Raw genomic sequence first — 15,740 nt, forward strand, 5'->3', positions numbered from 1 at the left:
GAAGGCCCCCCCGGCGCGGGGGGCCTTCGCACGGGCTAGGGCCCCCGGTGCAGGGGCCTGCACGGGCGAAGGCCTGCCGCCGCCCGTCCCGTCGGGGCCGACGGGTGGGCGACGACAGGCCCAGGGCCCCCCACGCCGTTGTGCGGGGCCTCGCCGGTCTGTGGTGCTGTCACCGCGGCCGGCCGTGACGACATCGCTGGTCAGGGCTCAATCGGAACCGGCCGCGGCGTTCTCGGGGGCTGGTTCAGCCCAGGCGCCGCACCAGTGCGCGGTACTCGTCCCACAGCTCCTTCGGCGTGTGGTCGCCGAAGGTGTCGAGGTGCTCGGGGATCAGGGAGGCCTCCTCGCGCCAGATCTCCTTGTCGACCGTGAGGAGGAAGTCGAGGTCCTTCTCCGCCAGGTCGAGGCCCTCGGTGTCGAGGGAACCCGGCGCCGGCAGGATGCCGATCGGGGTCTCGACGCCCTCGGCCCTGCCCTCCAGCCGCTCCACGATCCACTTCAGGACGCGGGAGTTCTCACCGAAGCCGGGCCAGACGAACCTGCCCTCGTCGTCCTTGCGGAACCAGTTGACGTAGTAGATCTTCGGGAGCTTCGCCTGGTCCTTGCCCTTGGCGACATCGACCCAGTGACCCATGTAGTCGCCCATGTTGTAGCCGCAGAACGGCAGCATGGCGAAGGGGTCGCGGCGCAGCTCGCCGACCTTGCCCTCGGCGGCTGCGGTCTTCTCGGAGGCCACGTTGGCGCCGAGGAAGACGCCGTGGTTCCAGTCGAAGGACTCCGTCACCAGCGGTACGGCGGTGGCGCGCCGGCCGCCGAAGAGGATCGCCGAGATCGGCACGCCCTTGGGGTCCTCCCACTCGGGCGCGATGATCGGGCACTGCGCGGCGGGCACGGTGAAGCGGGCGTTGGGGTGGGCGGCCGGGGTCGCCGACTCCGGCGTCCAGTCGTTGCCCTTCCAGTCGGTGAGGTGGGCGGGCGGCTCCTCGGTCATGCCCTCCCACCACACGTCGTTGTCGTCGGTGAGGGCGACGTTGGTGAAGACCGCGTTGCCCCACAGCGTCTTCATCGCGTTGGCGTTGGTGTGCTCACCGGTGCCGGGCGCGACGCCGAAGAAGCCGGCCTCGGGGTTGATGGCGTACAGGCGGCCGTCCTCGCCGAACCGCATCCACGCGATGTCGTCGCCGATGGTCTCGACGGTCCAGCCGCGGGTGGTCGGCTCCAGCATGGCGAGGTTGGTCTTGCCGCAGGCGCTCGGGAAGGCGGCGGCGACGTACTTCGACTCGCCCTGCGGCGGGGTCAGCTTGAGGATCAGCATGTGCTCGGCCAGCCAGCCCTCGTCACGGGCCATGACGGAGGCGATGCGCAGGGCGTAGCACTTCTTGCCGAGCAGGGCGTTGCCGCCGTAGCCGGAGCCGTAGGACCAGATCTCGCGGGTCTCGGGGAAGTGCGAGATGTACTTGGTGGAGTTGCACGGCCACGGCACGTCCGCCTCGCCCTCGGCCAGCGGCGCTCCGAGCGTGTGCACCGCACGCACGAAGAAGCCGTCGGTGCCGAGTTCGTCGAGGACGGGCTGTCCCATGCGGGTCATGGTGCGCATGGACACGGCGACGTAGGCGGAGTCGGTGATCTCGACGCCGATCGCGGAGAGGTCCGAGCCGAGGGGGCCCATGCAGAAGGGGACGACGTACATCGTCCGGCCCTTCATCGAGCCGCGGAAGACGCCCTTGTCACCCTGGAAGATCTCCCGCATCTCGGCGGGGGCCTTCCAGTGGTTGGTCGGGCCCGCGTCCTCCTCCTTCTCGGAGCAGATGAAGGTGCGGTCCTCGACCCGGGCGACGTCGGTCGGGTCGGATGCCGCGTAGTAGGAGTCGGGGCGCTTGACGGGGTCGAGTTTCCTGAAGGTGCCCTTCTCGACCAGTTCCTCGCACAGCCGCCGGTACTCGGCCTCGGATCCGTCACACCAGACCACGCTGTCCGGCTGCGTCAGTTCGGCGATCTCGTTGACCCACGAGATCAGTTCCTGGTGCTGGGTGGGGATGACGGGGGGAGCCGCGATGTCGCGCGCCACGATCGCTCCTAGGTGAGGGATTTTGTCCTTGTCTGCCCCGTGGGGGCCGCGGCCCGGATGCTTCGCAGCGAGCTGCTGAGCGCTCATCCGGTGCCGACCGCACTCATTTGATCATCCGACGCAAGGGCGCATCTGTCCAGAGGGCATCACAGATGAGCGGCGTGAGGCTCGCCACGTGGTCGTCCGCGGACCTCTGCCGCACCCCTCAGGGAGCGTGAGATGCAGACCACCGTCGACCCTGCGTCCCACCCCGCCGAGCCGTAACTTACGGTTGCGTAGGTACGATGGAACGCATGACTGCGTCCGCCCCCGACGCGCACACGGACACGCCGGCCGCCGGCCGCGGCCCCGTCGCGCTCTCCCTGCCGCATCCGGTCAAACCGAAGCTGCGCGGTTGGCTGCATCTGGGCATGTTCCCCGCCGCCCTGGTCGCGGGGATCGCGCTCACCGCCCTCGCCGACTCCACCAGGGGCCGCATCGCCTGCGGCGTCTTCGCCCTCACCGCCTGCCTGCTGTTCGGCGTGAGCGCCCTGTACCACCGGGGCGACTGGAGTCCCCGCACGGACGGCGTCCTGCGCCGCCTGGATCACGCCAACATCTTCCTGATCATCGCCGGCACCTACACGCCGCTGACGATGCTGCTCCTGCCGGGCGGCAAGGGCGAGGTGCTGCTCTGGGGCATCTGGGCGGCCGCGGCGGCGGGGATCGTCTTCCGTGTCTTCTGGGTCGGCGCCCCGCGCTGGCTCTACACCCCGTGCTACATCGCGATGGGCTGGGCGGCCGTCTTCTTCCTGCCCGACTTCATGCGCGCGGGCGGCATCGCCGTGCTGGTCCTGGTGATCGCCGGCGGCCTCCTCTACAGCGCGGGCGGCGTGATCTACGGCATCAAGCGCCCCAACCCCTCACCGCGCTGGTTCGGCTTCCACGAGGTGTTCCACTCCTTCACGCTGGCGGCGTTCATCACGCACTACGTGGGCATCTCACTGGTGGCGTACCGGCACGGATAGCCCCCATCCCGCTCACCCAAGGGCCACGGCTTTCGAGCCGTGGCCCTTTTCCGTGCGCCGGCCCCGCGACAGCGAGAGGCTTTTGACAGTTACTGCCATTTCGTGGTGGCCACCACTTCTCCTGACCTCCGTCACTGGTGGCTCTCGCCGCCCTCGTCACCGGCCTGCCGGCCGCCGCGTTCCTACCGGGCGGCGTGCGCGGCGGCCGACCCCCCACCGCCGACCCGCTCCCCGCCCCTGACCTGGCCGCCCCGGCGACGGATGGCCGACAATGACCACCATGACGGCCGCACGCCTGCCCTTCTCCCCCGCCGACCGCCCCCCGCTCGGGCTCCGCGAGCGTAAGAAGATCAAGACACGCGAGGCCATCCGTGCCGCGATGTACGCGCTGGTCGAGGAGCAGGGCTACGAGGCGACGACGGTCGAACAGATCGCCGAGCGGGCCGAGGTCTCCGCGTCGACCGTCTTCCGCTACTTCCCCACCAAGGAGGACATCGTCCTCACGGACGAGTACGACCCGATCCTGCTGGAGGAACTGCGAGCCCGGCCCGCCGACGAGCCGTGGCCGGACACCATCAGGGACGTGATGCTCGCCGCCGCCCGCGTGGGCGTCGAGGAGGACCCGCACGTGGCGCGGCTGCGCACCCGGCTGATGGCCGAGGTCCCGGCCGTGCGCTCGCGGATGATGGAGAGCATGTCGGTCACCGGCCGCCTGATCTGCGCCGCGCTCGCCGAGCGCACCGGCCGCGACCCCGACAGCCTGGAGGTCCGCGTCTACGCGATGTCCTTCATCGGCGGCCTGATGGAAGCCTCCCTCTACTGGGCGGAGAACGGCCACCAGGGCGACTTCACCGCCGTCGTCGACCGCGCGCTCGACGTCCTGGAGCACGGCCCAGGACAGGAGGACCGCTGAGGTCTCCCCGTGGCCCCATGCCATCCTGACCGGGTGAACCCACCCGAGATCCGCGTCGAAGTCGCCCCCGAGCTGGCCGTGTTCGTCCCGCCCGCCCGACGCTCCGGCGCCACCGCCCTCGCCGTCGACGGCGTCTCGACCCTCGGCCACGTCGTCGAGTCCCTAGGGGTGCCCCTCACGGAGGTCGGCACCCTGCACGTCGACGGCCGCGAGGTGCCGGTCTCGCACGTCCCGTCCGACGGCGAGTCGGTGAGCGTACGCCCCGTCACCCGCCCCCAGCGGGTGCCCGGCGCCCCCCTGCGCTTCCTCCTCGACGTCCACCTCGGCACCCTCGCCCGCCGGCTGCGGCTGCTCGGCGTGGACACGGCGTACGAGTCGGCCGACATCGGCGACCCGGCACTCGCGGCCCGCTCGGCCGCCGAGCGGCGGGTCATGCTGAGCCGCGACCGCGGCCTGCTGCGCCGCCGGGAACTGTGGGCCGGCGCCTTCGTCCACAGCACGAACCCCGAGGAGCAACTGCGCGACGTCCTCGGCCGGTTCGCCCCCGAGCTGCGCCCCTGGACGCGCTGCACCGCCTGCAACGGACTCCTGCGCGAGGCCACCAAGGAAGAGGTCGCCGACCAGCTGAAGGGCGGCACGCGCAAGACGTACGACGTGTTCGCGCGGTGCGGGGAGTGCGGGCGGGCGTACTGGAAGGGCGCGCACCACGAGCAGCTGGAGGCCATCGTGGAGCGCGCCCTTCGGGAGTTCGCGGGCTAGGACCGCTTCTTCGTCACGTCACCCTTTCCGCAGGCGATGCCGTCCTTGACGCGGTCCAGGCCGTGGCGGTCGCGGCCGGAGACCTTCAGGGCGGTCCCGTAGCCGTTCTCCGCGAGCCAGTCGCAGCGCTCGGCGACGGTGTTCAGCTTCTTCGGGAAGGTCCACGGCACGCACTGGCTGATGGTGCCGTAGGAGTGGTCGCAGCCGTCGAAGCCGGCGGGCATCTCGACGCCTTCGTGGCCCTGGTGGTTCCGGTGGTCGCTGTGATCGGTGCTCTCCGGTACGGCGGTGTCCGTCTCGCTCGCGGGAGCGGCCCGGAGGCCCTCCGCGAAGTCCTGGACCCGGGCCGCCGCGACCTGGCCGGCCGCGCCCGGGTCACCACACCCACCGCCACCCGGAAGACCCCCGAGGGCTGTACACCCGCTACGCGCGTAGATATGCTCGTCTGGTGACCATGCCCACCAACGCACCCACCGCAGCACCCCCCCTCCCGGACGTCGCCTCGTCCGACACCACGCTGCGCCACTTCCTCCACGGGCTCCCCGGCGTCGACACGGTCGGCCTGGAGGCGCGCGCCGCAGCCCTCGGCACCCGTTCCATCAAGACGACCGCGAAGGCGTACGCCATCGACCTCGCCATCTCGATGGTCGACCTGACGACGCTGGAAGGCGCGGACACCCCGGGCAAGGTCCGGGCGCTCGGCGCGAAGGCGGTCCACCCCGACCCGACCGACCCCGCGACCCCGTCGACCGCCGCGGTCTGCGTGTACCCGGACATGGTCGCCTCCGCGAAGGAGGCGGTCGCCGGCTCGTCCGTCAAGGTCGCGTCCGTCGCCACCGCCTTCCCGGCCGGCCGCGCCGCACTGCCCGTGAAGCTGGCGGACGTCCGCGACGCGGTCGCCGCCGGCGCGGACGAGATCGACATGGTCATCGACCGCGGCGCGTTCCTCGCGGGCAAGTACCTGAAGGTGTACGACGAGATCACCGCCGTGAAGGAGGCCTGCGGCACGAGCGCCCGCCTGAAGGTCATCTTCGAGACGGGCGAGCTGTCGACGTACGACAACATCCGCCGTGCCAGCTGGCTCGGCATGCTCGCCGGGGCGGACTTCATCAAGACGTCCACGGGCAAGGTCGCGGTGAACGCGACGCCCGCGAACACCCTCCTGATGCTGGAGGCGGTCCGCGACTTCCGCGCGCGGACCGGCGTGCAGGTCGGTGTGAAGCCGGCCGGCGGCATCCGCACCACGAAGGACGCCATCAAGTTCCTGGTCCTGGTCAACGAGACCGTGGGCGAGGACTGGCTGGACAACCACTGGTTCCGCTTCGGCGCCTCCTCGCTGCTGAACGACCTGCTGATGCAGCGTCAGAAGCTGGCCACCGGCCGCTACTCCGGCCCCGACTACGTGACGGTGGACTGATCACCATGGCTTCTCTGTTCGAGTACGCACCGGCCCCCGAGTCCCGCTCGGTCGTCGACATCGCGCCCTCCTACGGCCTGTTCATCGACGGCGAGTTCACCGAGGCCGCCGACGGCAAGGTCTTCAAGACGGTGTCCCCGTCGTCCGAGGAGGTGCTGTCGGAGGTCGCCCGGGCCGGCACCGAGGACGTCGACCGTGCCGTTCGGGCCGCCCGCAAGGCGTTCGAGAAGTGGTCGGCGCTGCCCGGCTCGGAGCGCGCGAAGTACCTGTTCCGGATCGCCCGCATCATCCAGGAGCGCAGCCGCGAGCTGGCCGTCCTGGAGACGCTGGACAACGGCAAGCCGATCCGGGAGACCCGTGACGCGGACCTTCCCCTCGTCGCCGCGCACTTCTTCTACTACGCGGGCTGGGCCGACAAGCTCGACCACGCCGGCTTCGGCGCCGACCCCCGCCCGCTGGGCGTCGCGGGCCAGGTCATCCCCTGGAACTTCCCCCTGCTGATGCTGGCGTGGAAGATCGCCCCGGCGCTGGCGACGGGCAACACCGTGGTCCTCAAGCCCGCCGAGACGACCCCCCTGTCGGCGCTCTTCTTCGCGGACATCTGCCGCCAGGCGGGTCTGCCCAAGGGCGTCGTCAACATCCTTCCCGGCTACGGCGACGCGGGCGCCGCGCTGGTCGCGCACCCGGACGTGAACAAGGTCGCCTTCACCGGCTCCACGGCCGTCGGCAAGGAGATCGCGAAGACGGTCGCCGGCACCCGCAAGAAGCTCACGCTCGAACTCGGCGGCAAGGGCGCGAACATCGTCTTCGACGACGCCCCGATCGACCAGGCCGTCGAGGGCATCGTCAGCGGCATCTTCTTCAACCAGGGCCAGGTCTGCTGCGCGGGTTCGCGCCTGCTGGTCCAGGAGTCGATCCACGACGAGCTGCTGGACTCGCTGAAGCGCAGGCTCTCCACCCTCCGCCTGGGCGACCCGCTGGACAAGAACACCGACATCGGTGCGATCAACTCCGCCGAGCAGCTCGCGCGCATCACGACGCTGGTGGAGCGGGGCGAGGCGGAGGGCGCCGAGCGCTGGTCCCCGGAGTGCGAACTCCCCACCTCCGGCTTCTGGTTCGCCCCGACGCTGTTCACCAACGTCACCCAGGCGCACACCGTGGCCCGTGACGAGATCTTCGGCCCGGTGCTGTCGGTCCTCACGTTCCGCACCCCGGACGAGGCCGTCGCCAAGGCCAACAACACGCCGTACGGCCTGTCGGCGGGCATCTGGACGGAGAAGGGCTCCCGCATCCTGGCGGTGGCGAGCAAGCTCCGGGCCGGAGTCGTCTGGTCCAACACGTTCAACAAGTTCGACCCCACCTCGCCGTTCGGCGGTTACAAGGAGTCGGGCTTCGGCCGCGAGGGCGGCCGCCACGGCCTGGAGGCGTACCTCGATGTCTGACAAGTCCGAGCAGCAGCGTCTGAGCGTCTTCAAGACCTACAAGCTGTACGTCGGCGGGAAGTTCCCGCGTTCCGAGAGCGGCCGGGTGTACGAGGTGTCGGACTCGAAGGGCAAGTGGCTGGCGAACGCGCCGCTCTCCTCCCGCAAGGACGCGCGTGACGCGGTCGTCGCCGCGCGCAAGGCGTTCGGCGCGTGGTCCGGCGCGACGGCCTACAACCGGGGCCAGATCCTCTACCGCGTCGCCGAGATGCTGGAGGGCCGCAGGAGCCAGTTCGTCCACGAGGTCGCGGACGCCGAGGGCCTGTCCAAGTCGAAGGCGAACGAGCTGGTCGAGGCCACGATCGACCGCTGGGTCTGGTACGCGGGCTGGACCGACAAGATCGCCCAGGTCGTGGGCGGCGGCAACCCGGTGGCGGGCCCGTACTTCAACCTGTCCTCCCCGGAGCCGACGGGTGTCGTCACGGTCCTGGCGCCGCAGGAGTCGTCGTTCCTGGGCCTGGTCTCGGTGATCGCCCCGGTGATCGCCACGGGCAACACGGCGATCGTGATCGCCAGCGAGAGGTCCCCGCTCCCCGCCCTGTCCCTGGGCGAGGTCCTGGCCACCTCCGACCTGCCCGGCGGCGTGGTCAACGTCCTGTCGGGCCGTACGGCGGAGATCGCGGCGCCCCTGGCCTCCCACCAGGACGTCAACGCGATCGATCTGGCCGGCGCCGACGACGTGCTGGCGAAGGAGCTGGAGATCGCGGCGGCCGACAACCTCAAGCGCGTTCTTCGTCCACAGCCTGTGGACGACTGGCGGGCGGTGCCCGGCATCGAGCGCATGACGGCGTTCCTGGAGACGAAGACGGTCTGGCACCCGACGGGTTCACTGGGCGCGTCCGGCTCGTCCTACTGAGCCGTCCCGAGAAGCCGGAGGGCCGCGCCCTCTCCCCGTCCGGGGAGGCCGCGGCCCTCCGCCGTGCCCTCAGTTGGCGCCCAGCAGCCCCGTCACCTGCCCCAGTACGGGGATCGACCCGATCGACTGCGCCTGCGCCACAGGGCCGGTCAGGGCCTGTGAGGTGAGCGGCTGGAAGTCGGCGAGCTGGGTGCCGACGCCGTTGTCGAGCGGGTCGACGCCGGTGCCCGCGAGCGGGTTGGGCTTGAGGCCGGCGAGCGGGCCGGTGACATGGCCGACCGTGCCGGTCAGGGCCTGGAGGCCGGCCTGCGGGTCCACGTCGCCGAGCGAGGTCGGGCGGGTGTGCAGCACGCCCATCGCCGTCTCCGCGTCGTCCGCGGATGCCGTGGTCGCGCCGGCTCCCAGCGCCATTCCGGCGGTCACGAGGGTCATGAGGGCGCGCTGGGCGGTGAGGCTGTGGGGGGACGCGTGTCGGGCCATCGATTGAGCCACCTTCTCGAGCACTGGGTAATCGGGTCGACACGAAGGGTAGTTGTGGTGTGACGCGCGCTGCAAAGCCGACCCGCGGGGTCGTAACCGGTCCCGCCGATGCCTCAGACTGGTGTCCCGTGAGTTCCCATCCGCCCGTACCCACGCGAGTCGTGCTGCTCTGCGGCCCCTCCGGCTCCGGCAAGTCCCTCCTCGCGGCCCGCTCCGGCCTTCCGGTGCTGCGCCTCGACGACTTCTACAAGGAGGGCGACGACCCGACGCTGCCGCTGGTCGCGGGAAGCTCCGACATCGACTGGGACGCCCCCGGGTCCTGGGACGCGGACACGGCCGTCGCCGCGATCGTCGACCTGTGCCGCACGGGTCGTACACAGGTACCCGTGTACGACCTTTCGCTGAGCGCCCGCACCGGCGAGGAGGGCGTCGAGATCGGGCGCACCCCGCTGTTCATCGCGGAGGGCATCTTCGCCGCCGAGATCGTGAACCGCTGCCGGGAGCTGGGTGTCCTCGCCGACGCGCTGTGCCTGAGCCGCGGCCCGGTGAGAACGTTCCGCCGCCGCTTCCTCCGGGATCTCAAGGAGGGCCGCAAGTCGGTGCCGTTCCTGGTGCGCCGCGGCTGGCGCCTGATGCGCGCCGAACGCTCCATCGTGGCCCGCCAGACCGCGCTCGGCGCACACGCCTGCGACCGCGACGAGGCGATGGGCCGCCTGGCCTCCGCGGCGGCCGGCCACCGCACCCGGACGGCCCGTACGGCGGCGTAGCCCCCGCAGGACACGGCGATGCACCCGGGGCCACACCTCGGACACACGTGAAAGCGGGGCTGGACGGACCCCCCCGGCCCTCCAGCCCCCGCTCCCTCTGGTGCTCCCCCCTGTTTCCCCCGTCTTTCCCCCGTCGTTTCCCCGTTGCTTCCCCCGTGCGGGTGCGCGGTACCGCTCCCCCGACGTCCCCCGTCGGGTCCCCCCGGTACCGCTTCCCCGTGCTCCCCCGTGCGCCGGCTTCCGCGAACGGAAGCCGGATCCCCCGTTCGCCTCAGGCGACCAACTCGCCGAAGGCGTCTTCCTCGTCACGGCCGAAGCTGAGGACCTCGTCCTCACGCAGCCGGCGGAGCGACCGCCAGATGCTGGACTTCACCGTGCCGACACTGATGCCGAGGATGTCCGCGATCTCCGGGTCGGTGCGGCCCTCGTAGTACCGCAGGACCAGCATCGTGCGCTGGAGTTCGGGCAGCCGGGCCAGCGCCTGCCACAGGACCGTGCGCAGTTCGGTGCCGCGCATCGCGTCCGTGTCGCCGGCGGTCTCCGGCAGCTCCTCGGTCGGGTACTCGTTCAGCTTGCGGCGGCGCCACGCGCTGATGTGCAGGTTCGTCATGGTCCGCCGCAGGTATCCGCCGACGGCCGCCTTGTCGCTGATCCGCTCCCACGCCCGGTACGTCGAGAACAGCGCGCTCTGGAGCAGGTCCTCGGCCTCGAAACGGTCACCGGTGAGGTGGTAGGCGGTGGCGTACAGGGAGGCGCGGCGCTCCTTGACGTAGGCGGTGAACTCCGCCTCCGACAGCGAGCGCCGCTCCCCCGAGTCCTCCCTGTACGCGGCTCCCCCGTCCGTCGCGGCGGGCGTCTCCCCCGTGCGGGCGTCGACCACCGTCATGATCCCGGTGTGCTGACGCCCGGTGCCACGGACGCACCCCCGCGCTCCCCCACGCTCGAACACGCTCGTGCGGGACGGACCCCCATCGGCACCGGGCTTCTCCGAACCCCGGTTCACGTCGTGCAGGCGCGTGATCACTGCGCTGGTGTTCAGGCTGTGCAGCGTGTTCATCTCGCGCCCCCCGTCGTGGACTTGCGGTGGTCTCGGTCTGTCGTCACCGGCTCGGCGTCCTGCTCCCTTGCCTGATGCCGAGAAGCTTGCCCACGCCACTTCATCGCCGTGTCCGTCGACTGTCACAGACCTGTCACAGGGGTCCGTCACCGCGACACCACAGATCGTCCACAGGAGTTGCCGGTAGCCGTCGGCGTTCGGTTTGGCGCAGATCGGCGTGGAGGTGTCGGGAGACGACCCCCGGCATGGTGTTGTCCGACTCCCGCCTCCGCGCCTCGACGCGGACACGGACGCGGACACGGACGCGGCCATCTCCGCACGATCCGCGCGCCCGCCGCACCGGCCGGGCCCCGGTTCCGTCCGCTCCACGATCCGCGCCCGGGTCAGGGAGACCCCGGCGGGGGCGGTCGCCTTCGGCCTGGGCACCGGCACCGGGGTGCTCGCGGCGGTGCCGCCCCGCCGGGGCGTGGGCCGGGTCGCGGGGACCGACGCCGACCCGCGCGCCCTGGTCCGCGCACGGGACAACGCCGACCGGCTCGGCCTGGACCGGCAGCGAGGTGACGGGTCCCGGCCTCCGTCCGCCGGGCCGGGCGGATCTCGTCGTCCGCAACCCTCCGTGGCTGCCCGCCCGGCCGACGTCCGCCCTCGAACTGGGCGTCCACGACGAGGACGCGCGATGCTCCGGGAGTTTCTGCGGGGTCCGGCGGCCGGTCTGCGGCCCGCGGCGAGGGCCGGCTGGTCCTCTCCGATCTGGCCGAACACCTCGGTCTGCGCATCCGCGACGGGTTGCCGGATCTGATCGAACAAGCAGGTCTGCGGGTCGTGGGCCGGACCGGGACCGTGCCTTCGCATCGGCGCCCGCGGGACGTCTCCGACCCCCCGCACGCCGCGCGCGCCGCGGAAACCACACACCTCTGACGCCGAGCCCCGACCCACGGGTCGAACGACAGCCCCTCCATGGGCCAGAATGAGCCCGTGCCTTCCCTGTTGCTGATCGAGGACGACGACGCCATCCGTACGGCCCTGGAGCTCTCACTGACGCGCCAGGGACACCGCGTGGCGACCGCTGCGAGCGGTGAGGACGGTCTGAAGCTGCTGCGCGAGCAGCGGCCGGATCTGATCGTGCTGGACGTGATGCTGCCCGGCATCGACGGATTCGAGGTGTGCCGTCGTATCCGGCGCACCGACCAGCTGCCGATCATTCTCCTCACCGCGCGCAACGACGACATCGACGTGGTGGTCGGGCTGGAGTCCGGCGCCGACGACTACGTCGTCAAACCGGTGCAGGGAAGGGTGCTGGACGCCCGGATCCGGGCCGTGCTGCGACGCGGGGAGCGCGAGTCGAACGACGCCGCGACCTTCGGCAGCCTCGTCATCGACCGCGCGGCGATGACCGTGACGAAGAACGGCGAGGACCTCCAGCTCACCCCGACCGAGCTGCGGCTGCTGCTGGAGCTGAGCCGGCGCCCGGGTCAGGCGCTGTCCCGGCAGCAGTTGCTGCGGCTGGTCTGGGAGCACGACTACCTGGGCGACTCCCGGCTGGTGGACGCCTGTGTGCAGCGCCTGCGCGCCAAGGTCGAGGACATCCCGTCCTCGCCCACGCTCATCCGCACCGTGCGCGGAGTCGGCTACCGCCTGGACACGCCTCAGTGACACCAGGGCAAGGGGGGGGCCGCGGCTGGTCCGCGGCGCGCAAGGGACATCTTTCACGGCTGCGTTTCACCAGCCTGCGGCTGCGGCTCGTCGTGGTCTTCGGAGCGGTGGCGCTGACGGCCGCCGTGTCCGCGTCGGGCATCGCGTACTGGCTCAACCGCGAGGCCGTCCTCACGCGCACCCAGGGCGCGGTGCTGCGGGACTTCGAGCAGGAGATGCAGAACCGGGCGGGCTCGCTGCCCGAACACCCCTCGCAGGACGAACTCCAGCACACCGCCGGGCAGATGGCCAACAGCAGCCAGCGCTTCAGCGTGCTGCTCGTCGGTGAGGACTCCACCGGCAAGACCGTGTACGGCAACTCCGGCGGCCTGAACGGCTTCTCCCTGGACGCCGTGCCCGAGTCCCTGCGCACCGCCGTCACCAAGGAGCAGGACACCACCGCCGGCAACGGCTCGCCGTACCACCTGTACTGGCAGCGGGTCGTCGACGACGGCAAGCCGTACCTGGTGGCCGGCACGAAGCTGATCGGCGGCGGCCCGACCGGCTACATACGCAAGTCCCTCGAACCGGAGGCCAAGGATCTCAACTCCCTCGCCTGGTCCCTGGGGATCGCCACCGGCCTCGCCCTGATCGGCGCCGCGCTGCTGGCGCAGGCCGCCGCCACGACCGTACTGAAGCCGGTGCACCGCCTCGGGGTGGCCGCACGCCGTCTCGGTGAGGGCAAGCTGGACACCCGGCTGCGGGTGTCGGGCACGGACGAACTGGCCGACCTCTCCCGCACGTTCAACAGAACGGCCGAGGCCCTGGAGAAGCGGGTCGCGGACATGGCGGCCCGCGACGACGCGTCCCGCCGTTTCGTCGCGGACATGAGCCACGAACTGCGCACCCCTCTCACCGCGATCACCGCCGTCACCGAAGTGCTGGAAGAGGAACTGGACGCGGAGTCGGGCAGCATCGACCCGATGATCGAACCGGCGGTCCGCCTGGTGGTCAGCGAGACCCGACGCCTGGGCGACCTGGTCGAGAACCTGATGGAAGTCACCCGCTTCGACGCCGGAACGGCCCGCCTGGTCCTGGACGACGTCGACGTCGCCGACCAGATCACCCACTGCATCGACGCCCGCGCCTGGCTCGACGCGGTCGACCTGGACTCCGACCGCGGCATCCACGCCCGCCTCGACCCCCGCCGCCTGGACGTCATCATGGCCAACCTCATCGGCAACGCGCTCAAGCACGGCGGCTCACCGGTACGCGTCTCGATCCGGGAGTCGGCCGACGAGGTGGTCATCGCGGTCAGCGACCACGGCCCCGGCATCCCCGAGGACGTCCTCCCGCACGTGTTCGACCGCTTCTACAAGGCGAGCGCCTCCCGCCCCCGCTCCGAGGGCAGCGGCCTCGGCCTCTCCATCGCCCTGGAGAACGCCCACATCCACGGCGGCAGGCTCACGGCCGCCAACTCCCCCGACGGCGGCGCGGTGTTCACCCTGCACCTGCCACGGGACGCGTCGGAACTGGCGGAACAGTCCGAGAAGGACAAGGGGGACGCCTCGTGAAGAGGGACCGTGTACGCCTTCTGCTCGCCCTCACCCTTCTCGCCGCACCGCTCGCCGGCTGCGGAATCCGGGCCACCGAGGTACCGACCGACTTCGGCCCGGCACCGTCACGGGTGCACTGCTCCCTCGCCGACCCCGAGGTGACGACCCGGCCCACGAGAGGCGTACCGGTCCAGGTGTTCCTTCTGTGCGGCTCGTCCCTGGTCGCCGTGGACCGCGCCGTACGGGTCCCCGACGGCACGGCGGACACCGCACGCCGCGTCCTGGTGGCCCAGGGGCTGCTCGACGAACTGGCGGATTCCCCCTCCGTCGCGGAGAAGGAGGCCGGCTACACCACGGACGTACGCGGCGGCATGACGGTGGGCGGCCCGGCCCCCGAGGACCCCGACGACACCCTGCGTCTGAGCACCTCCCCCGGCGACCTGACGTCGTACGCCCTGGCCCAGCTCGTCTGTACCTTCTCCGACTCGGCGGCGGCGGAGGGCGACGGCTCGGTGGTCCTGGGCGGCCCGGCCCCGGACCGCCCCCGACGCTACGAATGCACCGACGAGGTCCGTTCCCGTCCGGGCTCGGCAGAACCCCCGTCGTCGGAAGTCCCGGACAACTGACCGCGGGCGCGCCCCGGTCGCGCGAAAGGGACAGCAGCGAAACCACGGGAGCGGGCCGTGGCGGGTGCGTCGTGCCGCCACGCCCGCGCCCCACCCACTCGCCCGCACGCCCCCTCCGCCGAACCCCGCGGGGCCTCCCGCCCCGCCCCCGCCGCACAAGTGACGCACACCTCCCCCCTCGCCCCGGAACCGATCCCGCCACCCCCCGCGTCTAGGGGAGCGTGCAGCGTCAAGGCATCGGCGGCAGCGCCGTGATCCGCATCCGTGCGGCCGGGAGTGTCCTCCTGGTCGCACATCTCCTGTTCGTAGCCTGGCTCACGCTGCGCCCCCTGGACGTCCCGTGGGTGATGCCCACCAACCTGCACCCCTTCGCGGGCATCCGGGCCGACCTACGGCTGGGCTGGCCCGAGGCGGCCCGCCGCATCGGCGAGGACCTGGCCCTGCTGGCCCCCCTGGGGCTCCTTCTCCCGCTGGCCCACGGCAGACTGAGCGTCTCCCCGCTGGCCTCCCTGGTCCGCACGGCCACCGCGGGCGCCCTGCTGTCCCTGGCGATCGCCCTGCTCCAGACGGACGTACCCGGCCGCGTGGTCGACATCGACTCGGTGCTGCTGAACACGGCGGGCGTGGCCCTCGTCCACGCCGCGCTGGTCCCGGCGGCACGGGCCTGGGTGGGTCGGCGCGGTGCGCGACGGGATCGCCGCACGGTCGGCCTGGAGGACCCGGCTCAGGGTCTGACCCCGACGATTCCCAGGGTCGGTATCGCCCCGTAGAGCGACGTTTCATCCGCTTCGTCTCCGTAGCGTTGTGGTCAGAAAGGGGAGCCACCAGGGCCACCCCGGACCGACGCTCAGGAAGAGGAGCCGCAGATGTCCAGCAGCCTCGCCCGCCCCACCCACGACCGCATGATCGGCGGAGTGTGCGCCGCGCTGGCCCGCCGCTTCGGTACGTCGGCCACGACCATGCGCGTGATCTTCCTGCTCTCCTGCCTCCTGCCGGGCCCGCAGTTCCTGCTCTACATAGCGCTGTGGATCTTCCTGCCCTCCGAGGAAGGTGTGCGCGTGCGGGAACGCCTTGCGCAGCGCCGGGATGACGTCCGTCCGGGTGCCGGGGTCGACGAGCAG

General features: G+C 71.5%; 16 protein-coding genes. 12 read left to right on the top strand and 4 right to left on the bottom strand.

All coding sequences use genetic code 11. The features are described from left to right. Positions 1 to 244 precede the first annotated feature (244 nt). Complete coding sequence (locus BM536_RS30640) at positions 245 to 2,068, bottom strand: phosphoenolpyruvate carboxykinase (GTP) (RefSeq protein ID WP_073493238.1); 1,824 nt, start codon at positions 2,066 to 2,068, stop codon at positions 245 to 247. A 293-nt stretch (positions 2,069 to 2,361) separates the two neighbouring features. On the opposite strand from BM536_RS30640, the gene trhA reads away from it, so the two are divergent. From trhA to BM536_RS30655, 3 genes are all read left to right on the top strand, one after another. Next, the gene (gene trhA, locus BM536_RS30645; protein ID WP_073493240.1) at positions 2,362 to 3,075 is read left to right on the top strand and encodes a PAQR family membrane homeostasis protein TrhA; all 714 of its coding nucleotides are present in this window, start codon (positions 2,362 to 2,364) and stop codon (positions 3,073 to 3,075) included. A gap of 280 nt (positions 3,076 to 3,355) precedes the next feature. Further along, positions 3,356 to 3,988, top strand: a complete 633-nt coding sequence (locus BM536_RS30650; protein ID WP_470675905.1) for a TetR/AcrR family transcriptional regulator — start codon at positions 3,356 to 3,358, stop codon at positions 3,986 to 3,988. A 33-nt stretch (positions 3,989 to 4,021) separates the two neighbouring features. Continuing rightward, the gene (locus tag BM536_RS30655; protein WP_094103756.1) at positions 4,022 to 4,747 is read left to right on the top strand and encodes a Mut7-C RNAse domain-containing protein; all 726 of its coding nucleotides are present in this window, start codon (positions 4,022 to 4,024) and stop codon (positions 4,745 to 4,747) included. Here BM536_RS30655 and BM536_RS30660 read toward each other — a convergent pair. Further along, positions 4,744 to 4,971 carry a hypothetical protein gene (locus BM536_RS30660; protein ID WP_094103757.1) on the bottom strand — a complete coding sequence of 76 codons (228 nt, stop codon included), beginning with the start codon at positions 4,969 to 4,971 and terminating at the stop codon, positions 4,744 to 4,746. The two genes, BM536_RS30655 and BM536_RS30660, sit on opposite strands and share 4 nt — an antisense overlap. Before the next feature lie 230 nt (positions 4,972 to 5,201). Between BM536_RS30660 and deoC the strand changes: the two genes are divergently transcribed. From deoC to BM536_RS30680, 3 genes are read left to right on the top strand one after another with little or no spacing between them, the layout of a single operon-like run. Beyond that, entirely contained in the window at positions 5,202 to 6,164 is a 963-nt protein-coding gene (deoC, locus tag BM536_RS30670; RefSeq protein ID WP_073499077.1) for a deoxyribose-phosphate aldolase, read from the top strand. A gap of 5 nt (positions 6,165 to 6,169) precedes the next feature. Further along, positions 6,170 to 7,606 (top strand): aldehyde dehydrogenase family protein, encoded by a 1,437-nt coding sequence (locus BM536_RS30675; protein ID WP_073499075.1) that lies wholly within the window; start codon positions 6,170 to 6,172, stop codon positions 7,604 to 7,606. After that, the gene (locus BM536_RS30680) at positions 7,599 to 8,501 is read left to right on the top strand and encodes an aldehyde dehydrogenase family protein (protein WP_073499073.1); all 903 of its coding nucleotides are present in this window, start codon (positions 7,599 to 7,601) and stop codon (positions 8,499 to 8,501) included. The genes BM536_RS30675 and BM536_RS30680 overlap by 8 nt, the downstream gene beginning before the upstream one ends. Positions 8,502 to 8,570: 69 nt before the next feature. Here the strand turns inward: BM536_RS30680 and BM536_RS30685 are convergent, their stop codons facing one another. Further along, positions 8,571 to 8,981 carry a hypothetical protein gene (locus tag BM536_RS30685; RefSeq protein WP_073499071.1) on the bottom strand — a complete coding sequence of 137 codons (411 nt, stop codon included), beginning with the start codon at positions 8,979 to 8,981 and terminating at the stop codon, positions 8,571 to 8,573. 59 nt (positions 8,982 to 9,040) lie between these two features. On the opposite strand from BM536_RS30685, the gene BM536_RS30690 reads away from it, so the two are divergent. Further along, a complete protein-coding gene (locus tag BM536_RS30690) occupies positions 9,041 to 9,748 on the top strand; it encodes a uridine kinase family protein (protein WP_073499069.1) in 708 nt (235 codons plus the stop codon). Between the two features lie 271 nt (positions 9,749 to 10,019). Here BM536_RS30690 and BM536_RS30695 read toward each other — a convergent pair whose 3' ends face one another. After that, entirely contained in the window at positions 10,020 to 10,805 is a 786-nt protein-coding gene (locus BM536_RS30695) for a SigE family RNA polymerase sigma factor (protein WP_073499067.1), read from the bottom strand. A 975-nt stretch (positions 10,806 to 11,780) separates the two neighbouring features. Here BM536_RS30695 and afsQ1 point away from each other — a divergent pair. The 5 genes from afsQ1 to BM536_RS30720 form a co-directional block, all read left to right on the top strand. Continuing rightward, the gene (gene afsQ1 / locus BM536_RS30700) at positions 11,781 to 12,458 is read left to right on the top strand and encodes a two-component system response regulator AfsQ1 (RefSeq protein WP_190046492.1); all 678 of its coding nucleotides are present in this window, start codon (positions 11,781 to 11,783) and stop codon (positions 12,456 to 12,458) included. Next, positions 12,455 to 14,011: a sensor histidine kinase gene (locus tag BM536_RS30705; RefSeq protein WP_073499062.1), complete on the top strand. Its 1,557-nt coding sequence runs from the start codon at positions 12,455 to 12,457 to the stop codon at positions 14,009 to 14,011. Before afsQ1 ends, BM536_RS30705 begins: the two co-directional genes overlap by 4 nt. Continuing rightward, positions 14,008 to 14,619: a hypothetical protein gene (locus BM536_RS30710; protein WP_073499060.1), complete on the top strand. Its 612-nt coding sequence runs from the start codon at positions 14,008 to 14,010 to the stop codon at positions 14,617 to 14,619. The genes BM536_RS30705 and BM536_RS30710 overlap by 4 nt, the downstream gene beginning before the upstream one ends. Before the next feature lie 221 nt (positions 14,620 to 14,840). Next, the gene (locus tag BM536_RS30715; RefSeq protein ID WP_094103760.1) at positions 14,841 to 15,389 is read left to right on the top strand and encodes a VanZ family protein; all 549 of its coding nucleotides are present in this window, start codon (positions 14,841 to 14,843) and stop codon (positions 15,387 to 15,389) included. 96 nt (positions 15,390 to 15,485) lie between these two features. Further along, on the top strand, positions 15,486 to 15,740 hold a 255-nt coding region (locus tag BM536_RS30720), incomplete at its 3' end, for a PspC domain-containing protein (RefSeq protein ID WP_425444700.1).

It is taken from the genome of Streptomyces phaeoluteigriseus, from assembly GCF_001896135.2.
Classification (GTDB): Bacteria; Actinomycetota; Actinomycetes; order Streptomycetales; family Streptomycetaceae; genus Streptomyces; species Streptomyces phaeoluteigriseus.